The organism is Rhodanobacter sp. L36 (genome assembly GCF_009765755.1).
Taxonomy (GTDB): Bacteria; Pseudomonadota; Gammaproteobacteria; order Xanthomonadales; family Rhodanobacteraceae; genus Rhodanobacter.
Map to the genome: position 1 here is coordinate 556,656 of NZ_LMUV01000002.1, position 21,626 is coordinate 578,281.

Sequence of the window (21,626 nt, forward strand, 5' to 3'; positions counted from 1 at the left end):
TTTCGATCAAGCCAGATGAATCAGATGCCGTCAGCAGAAGATCGATTGCGGCATCAAGGTTTGCTTAGTTCTGCGCGCCACCGAATCGGTAGTCGGCCTGTAACATCAGCTGACGACCGTAGATGTTGTAGTTCAACGTGTTGTAGTACGGGAAGCTTGCCAGCCAACCGGAATCCTTTGGCGGCATCTTGTTGGCAATGTTGTTGGCCAGCACCGACAGATCCAGACCCTTGATCGGTGTGAACGTCACGCTCAGGTTGGCGGTGATCCAGGGCGACACCTTGCCGGCACCTGGCGAGCCATAACCATTCACCTGCGCCAGGTAATTCGGCGTCGGTCCATAGCGGTGCAAATAGAGCGTGCTCGACCACCGATCGTGCAGCGACCACGTGAGTGCGCCACTCACGATGCTCTTGAACTCCGAGCTCTGCAGCGGGTTGGTCAGCTCATTGATCGCGGGACTACCCGGATAATTCACGTAGCTGTGCTTGATCATGTCGTTGTAATCAAGTTGCAGGCCGAACGTGCCGATGGCCGTGGGCTTGAACACGTACTTCGCTTCGCCGGTCACCGACTCGGTGGACTCGCTCGCGATATTCACGTTGTAGAGTTCGATGTTGCTAAGTTGACCGGTAAGTGGGTCACGCTGCACCTGCGCGAATGCCGCCACGCAATCCGGCGAATCCGGTGCCAACTGCGGGGGATTTTGTCGGCACTGCGACTCCGTCTTCAGCAGCTGATCGACATCCTGGACTTGAATCTCGTTGGCGATATCGATATGGAGATAATCCAGCGAGATGCTCATCCGCTCCAGTGGGGCCCATACAAATCCCGCCGTCCAGCTCTTGGCGGTCGCCGGCTTCAAATCGGGGTTAGAGAGAGTCGTGCCTAACACCTGTGCCGGGAAATTCTGGCTGCAATCCTTGTTGCCGTTCTGCGAGCAGGTGTAATAGTCGGTTACCTGCTCGTAAAAACCACTGGGCCCGAGGAAAACCGACGACATGTCGGGAGCGAGGAAGGCCGTGGAATAGCTGCCACGAAGCAACAGCGTGTCGAACGGACGATATTCCAGCCCCGCCTTGTAGGTGAACCGATGATCGGATGCCTGGTCAGTGTCGTAGTAGTCGTAACGACCCGACAAATCAAGCGTCAGCTGTTTCAGCAGCGGCAGGTTGAATTCGAAGGCGCCAGCGTCATGCGTGCGGGTACCACCGCCCGACGTTGCGGTTTGTCCCCACACCGCCCCGCTGGTGATTAACGGATTTGCCGGCTGATACCACGCCTGACTGCCGCCCTCGGCCAAGATGGCGAGGGAGGCATCGCCGCCCGGCAGGCTGAACAAGCTGCTGTTCGTCACCTGTGCGTGTGTGTTGTTGATCCAGGTATTTGAGAAGCTGTTGATGTTCTGCGTGAAGCTCGCAAACTGCGCTGGGGTAATCGGTGAGTAGAGCGCCTGATAATTCGGGTTGACCTTTTCCAGACCCAACGCGTCGTAGCCGTCTGGATTACCCGGGTCGACTGGACGCAGAATCTTGTCGAAGAAGGCATCCATCGGCGCTGCCATGCGACTCGGAGTACTTGTGCTGGTGCGATCACCAGAACGCAGGAAGTAGACATCCCAGTCCCAGTTCGACTCGCCGAAGGTGCCCTTCGCTCCGATATCGGCCTGGTACATCAGGTCGTCCTGCCGTCCCAACTGGCTGTAGTAATCGTCGCCCACTTCCTCGGGCCCGAAGATGCGTTCGGGAAGTATGATCGTGCCGCCACCGGACGGACCCACGCCCTTGCTCACGTCATCGAGATAGGTACCCTCATCGGAGGCTTCCCAGAAGTTGTAATCCGACCCCGGGGTGAGCCGTTCCTGCTGCCAGTCGACCAGTACATCGCTGTAGAGGCGGACATGATCGTTGATGTCGTACTTCAGCTTGAGCATGCCGTCGTAGCTGCGCGAGGCGTTGCCCAGGGTGGTGTAGCCAAGAACGTTTGGCGACCCGCAGTACGTTCCGGTGCGCGACGCTACCGAGGAATGCGAAGCGACCGTCGTGCCATGGAACAATACGCTGTCTGCAGCGCAGTTGTCGGGCGCGGAAAGGTAACCACCCTCGACTAAGTTGTAGTTTGTAAGCCCGTTCAAGAAATCATCCACGGTACCGAACTGGGCGACCAACGCGGCAGGTTCGTTCGTGCTGCCGCTAGGCACTTGTCGGGTCAGGGAACGCTGATAAGCCCAGATCGGGCTGGCATTGTCGAACTCGAACGAACCCAGCACATTGAGTTTGCCGAAGTCATGACCGAAGGTGATGCTCATGGTCTGATTCGCGCCGCCGCCGTCCTTGTAGTTGCTGGTGCGGGCAAACACCTCGACGCCGTCCATGTGCTGCTTGGTGATGATGTTGATGACACCTGCAATGGCATTGGAACCGTAAATCGACGACGCACCGCCAGGCAGGATGTCGATGTGATCGACCATGCTGAGCGGGATATTGGAAATGTTGGTGAAGTTGCTCTGTCCGTTATAGAGCTGGCCGAACTGGGTGATCGGCTTGCCATCGATCAGGGTCAACGTGAATTCGGGATTTAACCCATACAGGCTTACCGCCTGGGCGCCTTGGGTGAAACTGGCGCTTGACTGCGCGCCCTGCACCGCGCCGGTGGCCTGCACCGCGCCCTGCAATGCTTCCGCTACGGTGGTGAAGCCCCTGGCCTTGATGTCTTCAGCCGTGATCGTATAAACCGGGGCTGCCGTCTGAATCTGCGCATTGTTGATCAGCGATCCAGTGACCGTGACTGCGTCGAGGCGCTTGGCCTTCTTTTCGGCATCCGTGGTCTGGTCGGTTGTGTCCGACGACTGGCTGTCCTGTTGCGTGGATGAGGACTGATCCGTGGCGGTCTGAGTGGTGGCCTGCGTCGTTGTCGCGGCGGCCTGAGCAATGGAGCCCAGACCCAACGCCAAAGCTGCAAGCACTGCAGCAGCGAGCTTGGATTTCAACATGACTTTCCCCATGAATTTAGAAATTAATTGACGCCAGCGACCAGCTGTCATTACTGCGGACCAGATGTTTCCCCATTACTTCCGCGATTGGCACTAAATGCGAATCCGGCCTGAATTTTTAGCATGAACGTATTATTCACGCAACAAATACACCTGCCCAGAAAATCGCAAATTAATGCGACATCTTGCGTAAATTAAGATGTTGAATACACACTAGGAAATCGCAATTTGATGCGATTTCATTCTCTCGCACTTAATCCAAATCTGGATTCGAGACGGACTGGCAAGTCATGCGTAGCGGGGGGGTCCGGAAAAGCAACTCGACCACCGACTTAGATCAGCTTTTCGGACTCGAGCTCGCTCTTCAGATACGCGTAGTAGATCGGCGCTGCAATCACGCCGGACAATCCGAAGACCGCTTCCATCACGACCATGGCAATCAGGAGTTCCCAGGCGCGGGCGTGGATTTGCGTGCCGACGATGCGGGCGTTGAGGAAGTATTCGAGCTTGTGGATGAGCACCAGGAAACACAGGGCGGCGATGCCCACGCCAAGCGATACCGACAGGGCGGCGATGGTGACGGCAGTGTTGGAAAGCAGGTTGCCCACCACGGGCAACAGGCCAACGATGAAGGTCAGCACGACCAGCGTTTTGGACAGTGGTACGTGAATGCCGAACAGCGGCAGTGCGCCGAACAGGAAGATTGCGGTGAACACGGTATTGATCACGGAAATCTTGATCTGCGCGAAGACGATATTGTGGAAGGCTTCTGCCAGTCGTTGCGAGCGCTGGCCGAGCGCGGCTGCCAGGGGCCCGACCTGATGTGCGGGTCGGGCACGGCTTAATGCGACGATCGCGCCGAGAACCAGCCCGATAAGAATGTGCACGAAAGTACGTGCGGTTTCCTTGCCGATGTGCTGCAGGCTGAGCGCATGTTTGTGCGTGAGTTCGACGGCCATCACGCGCAATTCGTCGACGCTGTCGGGCAATGAGCCCACCAGTGCGGCCGGAAGTTGCTGGCGCGCGCGATCCACCAGCGGCATCAGGTGGTTTTGCCAGAGTTCCTCGGGATTGCCGATTTCATTGCGGACGAAGCTGATGGCCGCGAGCGTCAGCAAAATCAGTAAGCCCACCACCAGCACGCCCAGAAAAGCCACCACCAGCATTCGCGCGCGCGCGCCGGCGAGTCGACGTCCTAACAACGGACTCACCGTGTGCACCAGTTCGTAGACGAGCAGGCCTGCCAGCAGCACCGGCAGCAGTCTCAACCCGAGTATCAGAAACAGGGCCGCGCCGGCCAGCATATAGCTGACGATCTGGATGGTGCGGGTGGGTTGGTTGAAGCCTGTTGTCGATTGCATGCGCGGCCACGTTCGAGGGATTGCGGCCAGTCTGTCAGCAGGCAGCATGGCTCGCCAGCGTGAGTGCGTGAAAGTCGCCGCGACATCGCGCTGTCGTAAACTGCGGCGATTCTGTGCCGTCTTTCCTCAAGCCAAGGGGTATTCATGTCCAATCGACTGCCGGCAGTCGTCGCTGCCCTGGCGCTGCTCGCCAGCTGTTCCTCCGTGCCGCCGACCCGGGTTGCCACGCCCGCGTCTGCCGTCACAGCACCGCCCGTCATTGCCGGGCCGCATGGCGACGACAACCTCAACGCGACTGCATGGGCCCAGACGGCGATCGAACACGATCTGATCTATCTGCAGACCTACCGCGATGCCCAATCGCGCCTGCTCGCGGCTCTGAAGGATCGGCAGTGGGATGCCCTGCCGAAAGATGATCGCCTCACGCCGCTGAAGAACCTCAAGCCCGCGGTCATCCTCGATATCGACGAGACCGTGCTGGACAACTCGCCGTATCAGGCGCGCGTGATCAAGGGCGGAGGCGAATTCAACGAGGCGGACTGGGCCGCCTGGTGCAAGGAACAAAGGGCGCGCGCCCTGCCCGGCGTGGTCGAATTCACCCAGTTCGCTGCAAGGCACGGCATCGCCGTGATCTATGTATCCAATCGCGCCAAGGATCTGGACCAGGTCACGCTGGCCAATCTTCGCCAGGTCGGCGTACCCGTTTCCGGATCGCAGGCGTTCCTCGGGCTGGGAACGTTCGTCGACGGCTGCGAGCAGGTCGGAACTGAAAAGGGCTGTCGGCGGCAGTTGATCGGCGCGCATTACCGCGTTCTGATGCAGTTTGGCGACCAGATCGGCGATTTTGTGACCGTGCTCGCCAACACCTCAGCCGGCCGCGAGACGGTGATGGCGCCTTATCTGCCGTGGATCGGCACGCGCTGGTTCGTGTTGCCCAACGCCACCTATGGATCTTGGGAGCCGGCGCTGTTCAACAACGACTGGAGTGCGCCACGCCAGCAGCGTCATCAGCAAAAGATCGATTCGCTCCGTTTTCAGTAATTATTTATTTTGTAAATCATCAGCTTATGAGATAAAAGAAAAGTGTTGCCTCAGCTTTGATCTGCCCGTACCATCTCCTCGCCAACACCTGCTGACCTAAAGATTTGCAGGCAAGGCCATTTCCCTTCCGGCTTTGCCGGATTTCCCCGCGAGGCTCACGCCAGCGGGGTTTTCTTTTTCAGGGCCGTGAAAAGTTGCGCGAGGCCTTGTCCCGGCGCGTGCACGGCACGTACCCTGCCCGATCAAGACGCGACAAGCGTCCCCACTTTCCGAGAGCTTCCCGATGCGATCCACGACTTTCCGTCGCGCCGTTCTTCCATTGATCGCCGCGCTGGTGTTGAGCGCCTGCCATGGCAAGGACGATCCTTCCCAGCCCGGCGGCAGCACGCCGGAGTCGGCGCTGCAAGGCTCGGTCGACCTACTCAAGGCCGGCGATTTCAATACCCTGTGGAAACATGCGCTGCCGCCGGCCGATTACGCCACGATGCGCGCGGACTGGACGCGTCATCAGCAGTCGCAGCCGCCGGTCAGCGCGGACGATCGCGCCAAGTTCGACGAAACCATCCAGAAAGTCACCGGGCCGGATGCCGAGAACAAGCTATACGCCGAACTGCAGCCCAAGCTGACGACGCTGGAGCAGCAGTACAAGGATCAGTTGCCGATGCTGATCAGCGTCGGGCAGGCGTTCGCCAAGAACGGCATTGCGCAGAACAAGACCCTGAGTGCCGACCAGAAAACCCAGGCCGGCAACGTCCTCGATGTGCTTGGCCCGTGGGCGCAACAAACCACCTGGTTCGACCAGACCAAGGCGAAGCAGGCGATTGGTGTTGTCGTGGCAACCGCGCGCAAGCTCGATCTGAAAAGCCCGGATCAGATACGCGCGATGGATTTCGATACCGCGATGACGAAATATTCGACCGGTTTCGCGGGCGCCAGGCAATTGCTTGCGATCTACGGCCTGTCGGTCGACGACACGCTCAACTCCATCAAGCTGACGCCGGTTTCCAATAGCGATGGCCACGCGGTGGTGAAGGTCGATTACACGCTGCTCGGCAAACCGCTTTCGACCGAAGCCAAACTGGTGCAGCAGGACGGCCGCTGGTACACCGAAGACATGCTCGACAACGTCCGCCAGTCGCACAAGCAACTGAGCGAACAGGCCGCGCAGGCAAGCAGCGCCAGTGCGCCGGCGCCGGCTGCCACGGCGCCTGCAAAAGACTGAACATCGCAGCCGTTAGAATAGGCGGATGCAGAACACTTCAAGCGCGGATATCACCGCACGCCAGCGCGCTCCCTGGTGGTTCAACCTGGCCGGGCAATTGCTGCAGCCCTGGGTCAAGATCCGCCGCGATCCGGCGGAGCCGGCCGCGTTGCTCAAGGCGGGCGTCACCGTCTGCTATGTCATCGAGCGCGATGGTTTTTCCGACGCGCTGATTCTTCAGCGGGCTTGCCGCGAAGCAGGTCTGCCCAATCCGATGCAGCCGCTGGCCGGCACGCGGCGGCGACGCTCGGTGTTCGCGCTGGCTCGCCGCGTCGGCTGGGTGTTCGGACGCAACCGTAAACGCGCGCCGAACGAACCGTTGCGCCAACTTGTGCGTTCGCTGGAAGGCGTGCCGGAGCACGACATCCAGCTGGTGCCGGTATCGATCTACGTTGGCCGCGCGCCGACGCGCGACAGCGGCTGGTTCCGCGTGCTGTTTTCCGAAAACTGGGTGATGGTCGGTGGCTTTCGCCGCCTGCTGGCACTGCTGTTGAACGGCCGCGACACCGTGGTGCATTTCTCTGCGCCGGTATCGCTGCGCAGCGTGCTGGACGAATCCGGCGACATGAATCCGGAGCGCTTCACGCGCAAGATTGCCCGCGTCCTGCGCACGCATTTCCATCGCATTCGCGCGGCAGTAATTGGCCCGGATCTTTCGCATCGACGCACGGTGGTGGACGCGGTGCTCAACGCCGAACCGGTGCGCAGCGCCATTGCCGCCAGCGCCGCGAAGGAAAAGATCAGCCAGGCCAAGGCGTGGCGCAAGGCACACAAGCTGGTGATGGAAATCTCCGCCGACTATTCGCATCCGGTCGTGCGCTCGGTGTCGTTCCTGCTCTCGAATTTCTGGAACAAGCTCTACGACGGTATTGCCATGCATCACTTCGACAAGGCCCGCGCCGCGGCGCCGGGACACGAAGTGGTGTACGTGCCGTGTCATCGCAGCCACACCGATTATTTGCTGATGAGCTACCAGCTGCACATGTCCGGCGTGGTGGTGCCGCATATCGCTGCCGGCGTGAATCTCAATCTGCCGGTGATCGGGCCGATCCTCCGACGCGGCGGTGCATTCTTCATGCGCCGCAGCTTCAAGGGCAATGCGCTGTACTCGGTGGTGTTCAACGAATACCTGGCGCAGTTGATCGACCGTGGCGTGCCGATCGAATACTTCATCGAAGGTGGTCGTTCGCGCACCGGCCGGTTGCTGGCGCCGCGCGCCGGCATGCTGGTGATGACGATCCGCGCGTTTCTGCGGGCGCCACGTCGTCCGGTGCTGTTCCAGCCGGTGTATATCGGCTACGAAAAGTTGATGGAAGGAAAATCGTACGCCGGCGAACTCAGCGGCCAGCCGAAAGAAAAGGAATCGCTGCTCGGCCTGTTGCGGGGCCTGAAAGTGTTGCGCCAGCGCTACGGTCACGTCGCGCTGAATTTCGGCGAGCCAATCGAACTCAACCCGATGCTCGACGAAGCGAGCGCGGACTGGCGCACGCTCGGCGACGATCCGGACGCCAAGCCCGAATGGCTCGGCACGCTCACCGACCGCGTCGCCGAACGCATCCAGATCAACATCAATCGCGCCGCCGACGTCAATCCGATCAACCTCCTCGCGCTCGCGCTGCTGGCCACGCCCAAGCACGCGATGGCGGAAACCGATCTGCTCACGCAGCTCGAACTGAGCAAGGCGCTGCTGGAAGAACTGCCGTATTCCGATCGCGTCACGCTGACCCCGATGAACCCCGCCGGGATCATCGCCTACGGCGAACAGATGGCGTGGATCCAGCGCGTGCAGCATCCGCTCGGCGACGTGCTCACGGTCGCGCCGGAGCAGGCGGTACTGCTCAGCTACTTCCGCAACAACGTACTGCATCTCAACGCCACCGCCGCGTGGGTGGCATGCTGTTTCCTCAACAACCGGCGCATGTCGCGCTCGTCGGTATTGCGGCTGGGGCAGATCATCTACCCGTTCATCCAGAGCGAATTGTTTTTGCCGTGGGATGCCGACGGATTCGCGGTGCAGCTGCAGGCCACCATCGACTTCTTCGTGCGTCGCGGGCTGCTCGAATCCACCGGCGACGGCCGCGTGCTGGAACGCAGCCCGGGCCAGGACGATGGCGCGTATCAGCTCAAGACGATCGCGCGCAGCCTGATCCAGGCGTTCGAGCGTTACTACATCACCATCGCCGCGCTGGTGAAAAACGGTCCACACACGCTCACCGGCACCGAGCTCGAGAACGCCTGCACGCTTACCGCGCAACGGCTCAGCTTGCTCAACGAATTGTCCGCACCGGAATTCTTCGACAAAGCGTTGTTCCGCGGCTTCATCCAGAAATTGCGCGAGCGTCGCGTCGTGTGGACCGACGACAACGGCAAGCTCGATTACGTCGGTGCGCTGGAAGGCATGGTGCGCGACGCGCGCTTGATCCTGTCGCGCGAAGTACGTCACTCGATCCTCAAGATCACGCCCGGCAGCAGCGAAAAGGAAATCTCCGTGACCGAAACGCCAACGCCCGCGCCAACAGTCGTTCCGAGCCATCTGCCTGCCGATGTTTCCGACGAAGCGATGCACGATCGCCACGTGGCGAACGAACATCGCGCACATTCATCCACGCCATCGACGCCGGTTGCTTCCGGTTCCGACGACAACGATGCCATCCGGTAGCATGCCGCCATGAACAGCGAACAGCCCAAGCCCGACTCGACCACCCATTTCGGTTTTCGCGACGTGCCGATCGGCGAGAAGCAGAAACTCGTCGGTCAGGTTTTCACTTCGGTGGCGCGCAGCTACGACTTGATGAACGACCTGATGTCGTTCGGCGTGCATCGGTTGTGGAAGCGCCATTTCGTCGGCATCAGCGGCGTGCGTCGCGGCGATCGCGTGCTCGATCTCGCTGGCGGTACGGGCGACATTGCCGCGCTGCTCAAGCCGGTCATCGGCGACGAGGGCGAAGTCGTGGTTGGCGACATCAACGCAGCGATGCTCGGCGTCGGTCGCGATCGCATGACCGATCGCGGCCTGGTTTCCGGCCTGCGCTGGGCGCAACTCAATGCCGAAGTGCTGCCGTTTCCCGACAACTCGTTCGACGCGGTGACGATGGCCTTCGGCCTGCGGAATGTCACCGACAAGGACAAGGCGCTGGCCGATATCCATCGTGTGCTCAAGCCGGGCGGTCGCTTGCTGGTGCTGGAATTCTCGAAGGTACAGAGCGAGCTGTTCGGCAAGCTCTACGATTTCCATTCGTTCAAGGTGCTGCCGAAGCTGGGCCAGCTTTTTGCCGGCGACGCGGACAGTTATCAGTACCTCGCCGAATCGATCCGCAAGCATCCGGACCAGCAGACGCTGAAAGGCATGATGGAGCGCGCCGGCTTCGATCGCGTCGAAGTACGCAACCTCACCAACGGCATGGTCGCCATCCATCGGGCGTACAAGTTCTAGCAGGCGTTTGACGTCGTCATTCCACGAAGGGAAATCCAGGCAGTGATCGCATGAGCAACAACGCCACGCAACTCGAACGCCTGACCTTCTTCTCCGATGCGGTGTTCGCCATCGCGATCACGCTGCTGGTCATCGAAATCCACGTGCCGCGACTGGGCGTGGTGGATGACCAGGTTTTTCTGGCCGCGCTCGCCTCGTTGCGCCCGAGCATCTTCGGGTTCGTGCTGAGTTTTCTGGTGATCGGCTCGCTGTGGGCTGCGCACCATCGGGTGTTCGGCATGCTTGTCGGTTACAGCCGCAGCGTGATGGTGCCCAACATGCTTCTGCTGCTGGTGATCGCCTTCATGCCGTTCGCCACCGCACTCATGAGTGCGAACCCGTTGTCGCGCGTGGCCGAAATGTTCTACGCGGCGACGCTGCTGTTGGCGGCATTGATTCAGCGCTTGCTATTCGGTCGTGCGTTGCAGCCGGGTTACCTGCAGGCGGAATTGACGCCCGGGGATGTTGCTGCTGTCCGCGGACGTGCATGGGGACTGCCGGTTGCGGCAGCGCTGTCGCTGTTGCTGGCGTGGTTCGTCCCGGCATGGAACAACATGGTGTTGCTCGCCATTCCGTTGCTGACGCGATGGTTCGCGCACATCGCCCGCGTCCGTGCGGAAAAGACATCCATGGCGGTGAAAGACATTCCTGCAACGTCCACTCTGCAAAGAGTCGAACTCCATGAACCCGTCATCGCCGCTTCCGAACCTACCGCGTAGTCCGCTTCTTGCCGCTGCAGCCTTGCTCGGCTGGTTCGCGCTGGCGTTGCAGCTATGGCTGTCGATCCGCATGACTACGGCTGATGGACGATCGGTGATCTCGGCCGTCTGGATCTACCTGGGATTCTTCACCGTCCTCACCAACCTGCTTGTCGCCACAGCGCTGAGCGCAGACGCACTCGGCATGGACGATCGCCTCGGCCGTTTCTTCCGACGCCCCGGCGTAACCACTGCCATCGCGGCGAACATCGCTGTGGTCATGCTCACTTACAACACGCTGCTGCGACAACTCTGGCAACCGCAGGGTTGGAATCTGGTCGCGGACTTGCTGCTGCACGACGTGATGCCGGCGGTGTTCCTGCTGTTCTGGTGGTTCGCGGTGCCGAAGGATACGTTGCGGCTGCGCCAGCTTGGCGGCTGGCTGCTGTATCCACTCGGCTACCTGCTCTACGCGTTGATCCGCGGCGCCGTCACGCGCTGGTATCCGTATCCGTTTCTCGACGTGAACACGCTTGGTTATCCGAGCGTATGGCTCAATGCCGCCGGCGTGGCGCTCGTGTTCATCGTCATGGCGCTGTTGTTGCTCGGGCTTGCGCATTTGCAACGACGCGGATCGAAGCGGCCTTCCATCGCGCGTTGAGTGGTCGATCTCGGCATCACTTCAAGTCGCGCGCAAATCCTCGACGATCTCGCCCAGGCTTCTTATCTCGTCCTCATGTTCCGGATCGCGCCAGCGTTCCGCCAGCGCGTCGGCAAGCCACCGTTGCATCGACGGCAAATCGCACAGTCGCCGTGCATAACCAGCAGCGTCGCCATCGAGCTGAAGACCGAAGGTGCGCACGCGAAACGCAACCGGCGCATAGAACGCATCGACTGCGCCGAATGTTTTTCCAGCAAGGAACGGACCGCCGAAACGACGCAGCCCTTCGTTCCACAGTTCGGCGAGTCGCTCGATGTCCTTCTTCAGCGATGCGGAGACCTGGTGCAGCCGCACGCGCAATCCGCAGTTCATCGGACACTCGTTGCGCAGCGCGCCGAAGCCCGAATGCATTTCCGCCGAGGCACTGCGCGCCCACGCGCGGGCATGTGCATTGGACGGCCAAACGCCAGCGTGATTTTCAGCGAGGTATTCGGCGATCGCCAGTGAATCCCACACCACTTCGCCGTCGGCGTGCAGACACGGCACGCGGCCCGTCGGCGAAAACGCGCGGAACGCCGTCCAGCTGGAACCCGATCCGGGCAGGAACGGTGCCAGGCGTTCCTCGAAAGGAATGCCCAGCTCGCTCAGCAGCACCCACGGGCGCAGCGACCACGACGAATAATTCTTGTTGGCGATGTGCAGCGTGTACATGCGTTTGCTTTCCTGATGATCGATCGGTCAATGTTGTTCGCAGGTTTCGGCTTCCAGCATCGGCGCTGCCGGCAATATCGCACGACGACGCGCGTTGGCCAGCACCACGCCGCTCACCGTGATCGCGCCGCCGACCAGGGTCAGCCAGCCGGGCTTTTCATCCAGCCAGAGCCAGCCGATCAGCACCGCGATCGGCGGCGAGAAATAGATGAAGCTCGATACCTGCGATGCGGACGCGCGACGCAACGCGGCGTTCCACGCGAGATATCCCACGAAGGTAGGCGCCAGCCCCAGCCACACCAGCGCCGCGATGTGCGACCACGGCGCAGCCACCAGCGCCTGCGGCAAATGCAAACCGAACGGCAACGCGCCCAGTGTGCCGGCGAAAAAAGTGAACGAGGTCACGCCGATCATGTTGTTGCGCACGAACAGCGGTTTTTGTCCGACGAAGTAGATCGCCGACACCACCACGCTGATCAGCACCAGCGCCGCCATCGGTTCGAACTTCACCTGCTTGCCGCTGGCCAGCACCACCATCACCACGCCGATCAGCGCGATACCCAGACCGGCGAGCGTGCGCGTCGACAATCGCTCGCGCAGCCATATTGCCGATACCGCAGCGGTGGCGGCAGGCACCAGTGAAATCAGGATGGCCGCGGTGCCGCTGGCGATGCGTGTCTCCGCGTGATTCAGCGCGAGGTGATACACCGTGAGCCCAAGCACGCCGAGCAACGCCAGTTGCGGCCAGTCGCGACGCTGCGGCAGTGGCGTGCGACGCACCAGCATCAGCACGCCGAAACACAGCGAGCCGATCGCCAGTCGCGCCAGCGCCACCTCGCCCGGGGTAAAAGACGCGAGTGCATACGCGATCGCCGCGTATGCCGACGACCATGTCAGCAAGGCGATGGCGATAAGAACGAGTGCGCGGCTGTCGAGCCGCTCCGCGGTATCCATGGAATATGTCCGGAAGGAGGAAGTGCGCATCCTAGTCTTGGCGACGATGCCGTTGAATAATGCATCGAAAGATCCGCCCGGCGTTTCGCCGACGATCGAATCAATCAGCGAACGTTGCCACCTTGGAATCGAAAGTCATGGACACAAGGCCTGATCTGGACAGCAAAGACTGGCAATTGCTCGAAGCGCTGCAGGCCGATGCGCGCACCGGCTACGCCGAGCTCGGCCGCAAGGTGCGATTGTCCGCGCCGGCAGTCGCCGAACGGGTGAAGCGGCTGGAAGAAACCGGCGTGATCACCGGCTATCGCGCCAGCGTCAATCCGAAACGGCTGGGTTACGGCATCAACGCGATGGTGCGATTGCGCTGCGACGGCGCCACCTGCGCGCGCATCGGTGCCTTGGTCGAGGACATCCCCGAAGTGCTCGAATGCCGCCGCCTGGCCGGCGAGGATTCGGCGTTGCTGCACGTGGTGGCGATGTCCATCAGCCATCTCGAATCCGTGCTCGATCGCCTGCTCAAGACCGGTGCCAGCAACAGCACGACCACGCTGATCGTGTTGCAGGCTCCGCACGAAAACCGTCCGCTGACGCGAGCGATGTGGAATGCCGCCCGCGCGTTGTCGCGCGATGAGTAAGATCGAACGCTTCAACACTCCGGTGCGCGAACGATGCTGTCACGTGCATGTCAATACAGCTCACGAAGCATGGGCGAACGTCGACAATGATGGCCTTTCAAAATATCCGCGGCGAATGACACGCCACCTGCAACGGTTGAATCGATGACCACGAAATCTCCCGACACGCCGGCCTCGTTGCCGGATGACACACCACTGAATCCCGAACGTCGTCGCCTGCTTGGCGGCCTCGCGTTTGCCGGCGCGGCGATGACGGTGGGCGGTTGCCAGCCGATCGGCAATCGCGTATCCACCGCCGGCCCATCGGCGTTGTCCACCGACGCACTCGACGCGTTGTTGCGCAAACACATCCAGCATGTGGTGGTGCTGTATGCGGAAAACCGCAGCTTCAACAATCTGTTTTCCGATTTCCCCGGCCTGCAGCAGCCGTTGAAAGACGTATCCGTGGAAGCCTCGCGGCAGCTCGATCGCGACGGCACGCCGCTCACCACGCTGCCACCGATCTGGGGCGGGCTCGCGCCGCATGCGCAGGTGGTCGACCACCGCACTTACCATATCGATCAGCACGCGATCACCGGCTTGCCGAATCGCCCGTTCGCGCTGCGCACGCCGGATGGTTCGCCGTTGCCGCACGGCGTGGTGACGCGCGATCTTGTCCACCGTTTCTACGAACACCAGCTGCAGATCAACGGCGGAAAAAATAATGGCTTCGTCGCCTGGGGCAACACCGGCGCGATGGTGATGGGCCACTATGCCGACACCAGCGTCAACCTGCGGCTGTGGCAGATCGCGCGGCAATACACGTTGTGCGACAACTTCTTCATGGGCGCGTTTGGCGGCTCGTTCCTCAACCATCAATACCTCGCGGCCGCGCAACCACCGTTCTATCCGAACGCAGATCAAAGACCGGGCAAGTTCCAGCTCACCGTGCTCGATGGCGACGACCCGACCGGCATTCACCCTAAGCTCGCCGACGATTCTCCGCCGAGTGCGATGCAGGGACGTTCGAAATTCTATGCGCCCGACGGGTTGACGCCGGACTTCTGGGCGGTGAACACGATGAGCCCGCCGTACGCGCCGTCGTCCACGCAGGACAAGAACGATCCGCGCCTCGCCGATGCCACCACCCCCAACACGCTGCCGCCGCAAGTGCACCTCACCATCGGCGACATGCTGAGCGAACGCGGTATCGACTGGGCGTGGTATGCGGGCGGCTGGCAACTCGCGCTGGATGGAAAAGGCGACGGCGACGAACGCGTGTTTCCGGAAACGCCGAACTTTCAGATTCATCATCAGCCATTCAATTTTTTCCGCCAGTTCGCGCCCGGTACCGCTGCGCGACAACAACATTTGCGCGATGCCGGCATCGGCGAAACCGCGGCGACCAACCATTTCATCGCCGCGATCGAAAACGGCACGCTGCCGCCGGTGTCGTTCTACAAGCCGCAGGGCGATCTCAACATGCACGCGGGTTACTCCGATGTGCAGGCCGGCGATCGTCACCTCGCGCAGATCGTGGATGCGCTGCAGAAAAGTCCGCACTGGGCGACCACGCTGGTCGTGGTGACCGTCGACGAAAACGGAGGATGGTGGGATCACGTGGCGCCACCGAAGGGCGATCGCTGGGGGCCGGGTACGCGCGTGCCGGCGATCATCGTGTCGCCACATGCGAAGAAAGGTTTTGTCGATCACAGCATCTACGACACCGGCTCGATCCTGCGCTTCATCACGCGGCGATTCGGCCTGCGAAAACTGCCGGGCCTGCAGATGCGCGAGGACGCGATGATCGCCGCGGGTGGGCCGCCGCCCGGCGATCTCACCGCTGCGCTGCAATTCGATTGACGCAATACTGATTCGACCTCCCTGCCTGTAGTGAGGTGTTTTTCTTTTCGAGACCATCGCCATGCGCACGCTGTATCCCGCCATCGAGCCTTATCACACGCATCGCATGCGCGTCGATGCATTGCACACGCTGCATGTCGAGGAATGCGGAAATCCGGCCGGCATTCCGGTGGTGTTTCTGCATGGCGGACCCGGTGCCGGCATCGCGCCTTACCATCGGCGCTTCTTCGATCCGGCGCGCTATCGCATCGTGTTGTTCGACCAGCGCGGCGCCGGACAATCGACGCCGTTCGCGGAGCTCACCGACAACACGACCTGGCATCTCGTCGCCGACATCGAAACGATTCGCGAGCAGCTCGGCATCGAAAGCTGGATCGTGTTTGGCGGCTCGTGGGGATCCACGCTTGCGCTCGCGTACGCGCAGCGACACGTCGAGCGCGTGGTCGCGCTGGTACTGCGCGGCATCTTTCTCGGCCGGCCACAGGAGTTGCGCTGGTTCAACGAAGCCGACGGCGGTGCTTCACAGATCTTCCCCGAGCGATGGGCGCGATTCCTGCAGCACATCCCGCCAAACGAACGCCATTCGATGCTGGATGCGTACTGGGCTCGACTGACCAGCAACGACGAAAGCGTGCGACTCGCCGCCGCGCGCGCATGGAGCGCATGGGAAGGCGGCAGCACCACCTTGCTGCACGATCCACGCGGCAGCGGTGATTTCGACGATCCGCACAGGGCGGTCAGCCTCGCGTTGATGGAGGCACATTATTTCCGCCACGCGATCTTTCTCGAACCTGATCAGCTGCTGCGCGACATCGACCGCATCCGGCACATTCCAGCCACCATCGTGCACGGTCGTTACGACATCATCTGCCCGGCGATAAGCGCCTGGGATCTGAGCCAGGCGTGGCCGGAAGCAGAACTGCACATCGTGCTCGCCGGCCACAGCGCGCTCGACCCGGCCATCGTCGACTGGCTGGTCGAGGCGACCGACCGGCTCGCCGATATGGACGTCTGAACGCCGTCAATGCGCTGACGTGGCCGCGGGCGGCAGCAGATCCGGTTGCGATTCGTACCAGCGATGCGCGTTGAGCAGATGAAACGTGCGCTTGCCGTCGTCCATCGCCACGCCCAATCCGAGGATGCCCCAGCGTGCGTAAAGATCGCCGCTCGGTTTACCGTCGCGGATGCGCAGGTGGGCGAACAGGTCGATGCGCTTGTTGCTCGCCACCAGATGATCGAGCACGAAATCACCGTGTTGTGCCTCGACCTGCGCGTGTGCGGTGGCTTGCCCATCGTTGATGATCCGCGCGATCCATTTCGGGAACGCACTGCGATCCGCGTACAGCGAAAGCAGCAGGCTCACGTCTTTCATCACCATGGTGGCGCTGCCGCGAAGCCGCATCGGACGATCCCAGTCGAGCCGTCCGTGGTCGATGGTGAAGCGCGCCCACCACGGCGGATCGCGCGAACCTTCCACGCGCACGCCATCCATGTTGAGGCTGAAGTCGCGCAGGTCGAACGTGTGGCCGGCCGCGCGCTGCGCAAGCCTGATTTGCGTGTCCATGCGCAGGTTGCCGACGAGTCGTGACACGCCGAGCGCGATGCGTGATGCGTCGCTGTTCATCTGCAGGCGGCCAGCACTCACGTCGCCTTTTCCATCGACGGTGAGGTCGCCGCTCATGTGTCCGCTGCCGGCGAGAAAGTACAGACTCTTCCCCGGGAGATATCGGTTGTACGTGCGCAGGTCGGGTACGTCGGCGTTGGCGAATTGCAGATGCGCGACGAGCGCGTCGCGCAGGTGTGCGAGGTTGGCCGATGACTGCACATTCATCGTCAGCGCGCGACCGCGCAGATACGGCGGCATCGATGAGCCTTCCGGCGCGAGCGTGAAACGGTCGACGGCGAGTTGGGTCGCGATCTTCGCGCCTTCGACGAGTGCATGCGCACTGGCATCGCCGGCGAACACGTTGTCGAGCACGCTGGCGCGCAGCTGCACGGTCGGCAGATCGACGCGACTGCCCGACGCAAGCTGACCCGCGTCGATGCGCAACGCGGCGTCGATATCGCCTTCGCCATCCAGGTGCAGCCACGGCTTCGATGCCGTCAGCGGCGTCAGCCATTGCAGCGATTCGAAATGCCAGCGCGCATCAGCGGTGCCGGAAAGCAATCGCAGATCGTCACCAGCTGCGCGCAGCGGCAACACGCGGCGGCTGGCGAAATGCAGGTTCGCCTCGAGCTGATTCATGGCCTTCACGGCATCGGCGCCGGGCGGCGGCAGAATGCGTGCGTTGAGCATCACGCCATCGGGTTGCACCGCGAGATCGAGCTGGCCGCGACGACTTTGCTGGCTGCCATCCGCATCGGTGATCGCCACGGGCGCGTTCCACTGCAGGCGACCACCGGGCGCCAGTTCGCCACGATCGAATGACACGTCCGCACTCAAGTGACCATCGAGCGGCGCCGTCATCACCTTGCGCGTGCCGCTTCGATTCGCACCGAGCGCCAGCGGCATGGTGGCGGCCTCGATCGTCAAACTTCCCACGGCCTTTTCGGCTTTCAGCCAGCCGGGCGGCTGCTCGTGGGTAAACGGATCGAACGCAAATTTGAATTCGAACTTTGCCGCGTGCAGCAACGGCCACTGTCGAAATGTCACGCGCGCATCGGGCATCGCGATGCGCGACGGAAACACCTGCGTCGGGCCGCCGCGCAGCTGATGCGTAAAACCCGTATCAGCCGAACCCATGCCATCGACCACGAAATCGCCCCAACGCAACTGCTGCAGCGACGATGTAGAGACGCGGTCGACCGTGATGCGCCAGGCATCGGCGCGCATCGGCGGCGGCTTGTGATCGATCGCGGTCGGCTGCACGTCGATCGTCACCGCCGTGGTGAACACCGTGCCGAAGCGCAATTCGCGCCGGAACAATGGCCACAACATCACGCGGCCGTTTGCCGAGTCCCCATGCGCACTCCAAAGCAGCAGGCGTGCGTGCCCATGCAAGGTCAGGTCGTGCAAGCAGATCTGCCCCGGCCACAACGTCCACGCCCACGACCACTTCGCCTGAATCGTTTCGGGCACGCGATTGACCTGCGCGCTGGCCAGCGACGTATTGATGAAGATGTTGGCGACAATCAGGTAAAGCGCATACAGCACGCCCAGTGGCCACAGGATCCAACGCAGAATGGGAGGCAGTTTGCGCATCAGTTCCGTTGACCGGTGGCGATAACGCAGCATGACGGGATTTTCGTGATGGCGCAGTGGAACGTGGCCACGGCGTCTTTCGCGTCACTTGTCGCAAGAAGCGGATGGTTCCGACCGTGACGGTGCGGCAGCATGTCGTATCTCACTCGGGAACACAGCCATGCTCACCCTCTTCGATTATCTGCCCTCGCAGAACGCCTGGAAAATTCGCTTGCTGTTGAACCATCTCGGCCGTCCGTATCGATCGGTGATGCTGAGTATTTTCGAAGGCGAGGGAAAGTCCGATTCGTTTCGGCGCATCAGCCCGACCGGCACGGTGCCGGCGATCCAGCTTGAGGATGGACGCGTGTTGTCGGAGTCGAATGCGATTCTCGCGTTTCTCGCCGAAGAAACGCCGTATCTGCCTGCCGATCCGTTCGATCGCGCGAAGGTGCAGCAGTGGTTGCATTTCGAGCAGGAGCGAATCGAGTCGGTGATCGGTTCGCTGCGTTATTGGACCATGACCGGCAAACTTGCGCGCCGTTCGCCGGATGTGATCGAGGGCAAACGCAAGGCTGCGTTGAAGGCACTGGACATCCTGGAACGCGAACTGTCGACGCGCGCCTTCATCGCCGGCGATGAATACACCATCGCCGACATGGCGTTGTTCGCATACGGAAGCCGCGCAGAAGAGGGAGGCTTGTCTCTGCAGAGTTATCCGCATGTTCGTGCGTGGATCGCGCGTGTCGAGGCGCAGCCGGGCTTTCTTGCGACCATGCATCCGTACTCGATCGATCCGCATTCCGCCAACGAATTGCCCTGACCCCGGCCTTCTGTCACGGGCGAGGCTGGCGGAGGCAATGGCATACTCGGCGTTTTCCGGTTCGGGATGCCTGCTTCCATGCGACTTTTGCCCGCCCTGGCCATCGGCATGCTGTCGCTGCCGATGGTAGTGTTCGCCGCCGATCCGCATTCGTACGCGCAGCCCGACCAGGTGCGCGTGACGCATCTGGATCTCGACCTGACGATTGATTTTCCGCATCGGCAGCTCGATGGCCGTGCCACGCTGAAACTGGACTGGACGAATCCGAAAGCATCGTCGCTGGTACTCGACACGCGCGATCTGCACATCGAGTCGGTCGAAGCCGTCGATGCGAGCGGCAAAGCCACGGCGCTGAAGTACGCAATGGCGGCTGCGGAGAAGCAGCTCGGCAGCAAGCTCACCATCGCCGCACCGGCACATCCGGCGCAGGTACGCATCGTGTACACGACCTCGCCGCAGGCATCGGGCCTGCAATGGCTGACGCCGGCGCAGACCGCCGACAAGACGCAACCTTTCATGTTTTCGCAATCGGAATCGATCCACGCGCGCTCGTGGGTGCCGCTGCAGGATTCGCCGGCAATCCGCTTCACGTACGACGCGCAAGTGCATGCGCCAAAAGACGTACGCGTGGTGATGAGCGCGATCAACGACGCAAGGCATCCGTTGAACGGCGATTTCAGTTTCGACCAGCCGCATCCGATTCCGTCGTATCTGCTGGCGATCGGTGCCGGCGATATCGCGGTGAAGGAAACCGGCCCGCGTTCGGCCGTCTATGCGGAACCGTCGGTGGTCGGCAAGGCCGCTCACGAGTTTGAAGACACCGAAAAAATGATCGCCACGGCGGAGCACCTTTACGGGCCGTATCGCTGGGGCCGTTACGACATTCTGGTATTGCCGCCGTCGTTTCCGTACGGCGGCATGGAAAACCCGAACATGACGTTCGCCACGCCGACCGTGCTGGTGGGCGACAAGAGCCTGGTGTCGCTGGTGTCGCACGAGCTGGCGCATTCGTGGTCGGGCAACCTGGTGACGGCTGCGAGCTGGCGCGACATCTGGCTCAATGAGGGCGTGACCACGTATGTGCAGGGCCGAATCACCGAAGCGCTGTACGGCAAGACGCTGGCCGATGAGGAATCGCTGCTTTCGGCGCGCGGCCTCGAGAAGGAACTTGCCACGATGCCGGCCAACTCGCAGAAGCTCGCGCCGGACCCGCGCGGCATCGGCGCGGACGATTCGCTTTCCGATGTCGCCTACGACAAGGGCTCGTGGCTTCTGCGCACGCTGGAGCAGCGCTACGGCCGCGACACTTTCGATCATTATCTGAAAGGCTACTTCGACCATTTCGCGTTTCGCAGCATTACCACCGAGCAGATGCTCGCGTACCTGAAGCCAAACCTGATCGAGAAATATCCCGGCAAGATGCGCTGGGCCGAAGTGCAGAGTTGGGTCTACGGAACCGGCGTGCCGAAAAATGCACCGCTGCCTGATTCGCCACGCTTCAACGCGATCGACAAGGAGCGTGCGGACTTCCTCGCCGGCACGCTGGCTGCCGACAAGCTCGACGCAAAAGGCTGGAATACGCAGGAGTGGATGTACTTTCTCGATCGCCTGCCCGACGTGTCGCCGCTGCAGAAAATGCAGCAGCTCGATGCCGCCTGGCACCTCACCGGTACGCCAAACGCCGAGATCGGCATGCGCTGGTACAGCCACGCGATTGCCGCTGGCGATAAGGCCGCATGGACGGCTGCGGCGGAACACATGACCCGGATCGGTCGGATGTATCTCACGCTGCCGTTGTATCAGGCATTCGCCAAAACGTCGGACGGACTTGTGTATGCGAAACAGGTTTACGCCAAGGCGAAGGCCGGCTATCACCCGTTGACGCAGCAGGCAGTGGAAGCAGTTTTTGCCTCGGCAAAAACTGCGCAATAGGCAACTTCGCTCTTTGCTTGTCGGCAAAGTAGAACGCAAACACCGCATCAAAAAATCAAATG

The 21,626-nt window shown here is 61.6% G+C and carries 16 protein-coding genes; 11 read left to right on the forward strand and 5 right to left on the reverse strand.

All coding sequences use genetic code 11. The features are described 5' to 3' along the window. Positions 1 to 64: 64 nt before the first annotated feature. Together GSQ73_RS02400 and GSQ73_RS02405 are read right to left on the reverse strand one after the other, a co-directional pair. Complete coding sequence (locus tag GSQ73_RS02400; RefSeq protein WP_158880638.1) at positions 65 to 2,992, reverse strand: TonB-dependent receptor; 2,928 nt, start codon at positions 2,990 to 2,992, stop codon at positions 65 to 67. 332 nt (positions 2,993 to 3,324) lie between these two features. Next, a complete protein-coding gene (locus GSQ73_RS02405; protein ID WP_158881670.1) occupies positions 3,325 to 4,353 on the reverse strand; it encodes an AI-2E family transporter in 1,029 nt (342 codons plus the stop codon). A gap of 144 nt (positions 4,354 to 4,497) precedes the next feature. Here GSQ73_RS02405 and GSQ73_RS02410 point away from each other — a divergent pair, with 144 nt between their 5' ends. From GSQ73_RS02410 to GSQ73_RS02435, 6 genes are all read left to right on the forward strand, one after another. Beyond that, positions 4,498 to 5,394, forward strand: a complete 897-nt coding sequence (locus tag GSQ73_RS02410; protein WP_158880640.1) for an HAD family acid phosphatase — start codon at positions 4,498 to 4,500, stop codon at positions 5,392 to 5,394. A 283-nt stretch (positions 5,395 to 5,677) separates the two neighbouring features. Then, positions 5,678 to 6,616: a hypothetical protein gene (locus GSQ73_RS02415; RefSeq protein ID WP_158880642.1), complete on the forward strand. Its 939-nt coding sequence runs from the start codon at positions 5,678 to 5,680 to the stop codon at positions 6,614 to 6,616. Positions 6,617 to 6,641: 25 nt separating this feature from the next. Continuing rightward, a complete protein-coding gene (plsB, locus tag GSQ73_RS02420) occupies positions 6,642 to 9,314 on the forward strand; it encodes a glycerol-3-phosphate 1-O-acyltransferase PlsB (RefSeq protein WP_158880644.1) in 2,673 nt (890 codons plus the stop codon). A gap of 9 nt (positions 9,315 to 9,323) precedes the next feature. After that, on the forward strand, positions 9,324 to 10,088 hold the full coding sequence (gene ubiE / locus GSQ73_RS02425) for a bifunctional demethylmenaquinone methyltransferase/2-methoxy-6-polyprenyl-1,4-benzoquinol methylase UbiE (protein WP_158880646.1): 765 nt from the start codon (positions 9,324 to 9,326) through the stop codon (positions 10,086 to 10,088). Between the two features lie 50 nt (positions 10,089 to 10,138). After that, positions 10,139 to 10,846, forward strand: coding sequence for a TMEM175 family protein (locus GSQ73_RS02430; RefSeq protein WP_158880648.1), 708 nt, complete (start codon positions 10,139 to 10,141; stop codon positions 10,844 to 10,846). Further along, positions 10,809 to 11,486 carry a Pr6Pr family membrane protein gene (locus GSQ73_RS02435; RefSeq protein WP_158880650.1) on the forward strand — a complete coding sequence of 226 codons (678 nt, stop codon included), beginning with the start codon at positions 10,809 to 10,811 and terminating at the stop codon, positions 11,484 to 11,486. The genes GSQ73_RS02430 and GSQ73_RS02435 overlap by 38 nt, the downstream gene beginning before the upstream one ends. 21 nt (positions 11,487 to 11,507) lie before the next feature. Here GSQ73_RS02435 and GSQ73_RS02440 read toward each other — a convergent pair whose 3' ends face one another. Together GSQ73_RS02440 and GSQ73_RS02445 are read right to left on the reverse strand one after the other, a co-directional pair. Beyond that, positions 11,508 to 12,197, reverse strand: a complete 690-nt coding sequence (locus GSQ73_RS02440; RefSeq protein ID WP_158880652.1) for a glutathione S-transferase family protein — start codon at positions 12,195 to 12,197, stop codon at positions 11,508 to 11,510. Positions 12,198 to 12,224: 27 nt separating this feature from the next. Continuing rightward, complete coding sequence (locus tag GSQ73_RS02445) at positions 12,225 to 13,151, reverse strand: DMT family transporter (RefSeq protein ID WP_158880654.1); 927 nt, start codon at positions 13,149 to 13,151, stop codon at positions 12,225 to 12,227. A gap of 137 nt (positions 13,152 to 13,288) precedes the next feature. On the opposite strand from GSQ73_RS02445, the gene GSQ73_RS02450 reads away from it, so the two are divergent. From GSQ73_RS02450 to pip, 3 genes are all read left to right on the forward strand, one after another. Continuing rightward, the gene (locus tag GSQ73_RS02450; RefSeq protein ID WP_158880656.1) at positions 13,289 to 13,786 is read left to right on the forward strand and encodes an Lrp/AsnC family transcriptional regulator; all 498 of its coding nucleotides are present in this window, start codon (positions 13,289 to 13,291) and stop codon (positions 13,784 to 13,786) included. Between the two features lie 144 nt (positions 13,787 to 13,930). Continuing rightward, the gene (gene acpA / locus GSQ73_RS02455) at positions 13,931 to 15,628 is read left to right on the forward strand and encodes an acid phosphatase (RefSeq protein ID WP_158880658.1); all 1,698 of its coding nucleotides are present in this window, start codon (positions 13,931 to 13,933) and stop codon (positions 15,626 to 15,628) included. 61 nt (positions 15,629 to 15,689) lie between these two features. Next, on the forward strand, positions 15,690 to 16,643 hold the full coding sequence (gene pip, locus GSQ73_RS02460; protein WP_158880660.1) for a prolyl aminopeptidase: 954 nt from the start codon (positions 15,690 to 15,692) through the stop codon (positions 16,641 to 16,643). A 6-nt stretch (positions 16,644 to 16,649) separates the two neighbouring features. Here pip and GSQ73_RS02465 read toward each other — a convergent pair whose 3' ends face one another. Beyond that, entirely contained in the window at positions 16,650 to 18,830 is a 2,181-nt protein-coding gene (locus tag GSQ73_RS02465; RefSeq protein ID WP_158880662.1) for a hypothetical protein, read from the reverse strand. 160 nt (positions 18,831 to 18,990) lie between these two features. Between GSQ73_RS02465 and GSQ73_RS02470 the strand changes: the two genes are divergently transcribed. Further along, on the forward strand, positions 18,991 to 19,632 hold the full coding sequence (locus GSQ73_RS02470; RefSeq protein WP_158880664.1) for a glutathione S-transferase family protein: 642 nt from the start codon (positions 18,991 to 18,993) through the stop codon (positions 19,630 to 19,632). A 78-nt stretch (positions 19,633 to 19,710) separates the two neighbouring features. Next, a complete protein-coding gene (locus GSQ73_RS02475; RefSeq protein ID WP_158880666.1) occupies positions 19,711 to 21,564 on the forward strand; it encodes a M1 family metallopeptidase in 1,854 nt (617 codons plus the stop codon). The last annotated feature ends 62 nt before the right edge of the window (positions 21,565 to 21,626 follow it).

Coding starts and splice junctions, on each gene's coding strand:
- GSQ73_RS02400 (WP_158880638.1), bottom strand. CDS start 2,992: ATGTTGAAATCCAAGCTCGCTGCTGCAGTGCTTGCAGCTTTGGCGTTG.
- GSQ73_RS02405 (WP_158881670.1), bottom strand. CDS start 4,353: ATGCAATCGACAACAGGCTTCAACCAACCCACCCGCACCATCCAGATC.
- GSQ73_RS02410 (WP_158880640.1), top strand. CDS start 4,498: ATGTCCAATCGACTGCCGGCAGTCGTCGCTGCCCTGGCGCTGCTCGCC.
- GSQ73_RS02415 (WP_158880642.1), top strand. CDS start 5,678: ATGCGATCCACGACTTTCCGTCGCGCCGTTCTTCCATTGATCGCCGCG.
- plsB (WP_158880644.1), top strand. CDS start 6,642: ATGCAGAACACTTCAAGCGCGGATATCACCGCACGCCAGCGCGCTCCC.
- ubiE (WP_158880646.1), top strand. CDS start 9,324: ATGAACAGCGAACAGCCCAAGCCCGACTCGACCACCCATTTCGGTTTT.
- GSQ73_RS02430 (WP_158880648.1), top strand. CDS start 10,139: ATGAGCAACAACGCCACGCAACTCGAACGCCTGACCTTCTTCTCCGAT.
- GSQ73_RS02435 (WP_158880650.1), top strand. CDS start 10,809: ATGAACCCGTCATCGCCGCTTCCGAACCTACCGCGTAGTCCGCTTCTT.
- GSQ73_RS02440 (WP_158880652.1), bottom strand. CDS start 12,197: ATGTACACGCTGCACATCGCCAACAAGAATTATTCGTCGTGGTCGCTG.
- GSQ73_RS02445 (WP_158880654.1), bottom strand. CDS start 13,151: ATGGATACCGCGGAGCGGCTCGACAGCCGCGCACTCGTTCTTATCGCC.
- GSQ73_RS02450 (WP_158880656.1), top strand. CDS start 13,289: ATGGACACAAGGCCTGATCTGGACAGCAAAGACTGGCAATTGCTCGAA.
- acpA (WP_158880658.1), top strand. CDS start 13,931: ATGACCACGAAATCTCCCGACACGCCGGCCTCGTTGCCGGATGACACA.
- pip (WP_158880660.1), top strand. CDS start 15,690: ATGCGCACGCTGTATCCCGCCATCGAGCCTTATCACACGCATCGCATG.
- GSQ73_RS02465 (WP_158880662.1), bottom strand. CDS start 18,830: ATGCGCAAACTGCCTCCCATTCTGCGTTGGATCCTGTGGCCACTGGGC.
- GSQ73_RS02470 (WP_158880664.1), top strand. CDS start 18,991: ATGCTCACCCTCTTCGATTATCTGCCCTCGCAGAACGCCTGGAAAATT.
- GSQ73_RS02475 (WP_158880666.1), top strand. CDS start 19,711: ATGCGACTTTTGCCCGCCCTGGCCATCGGCATGCTGTCGCTGCCGATG.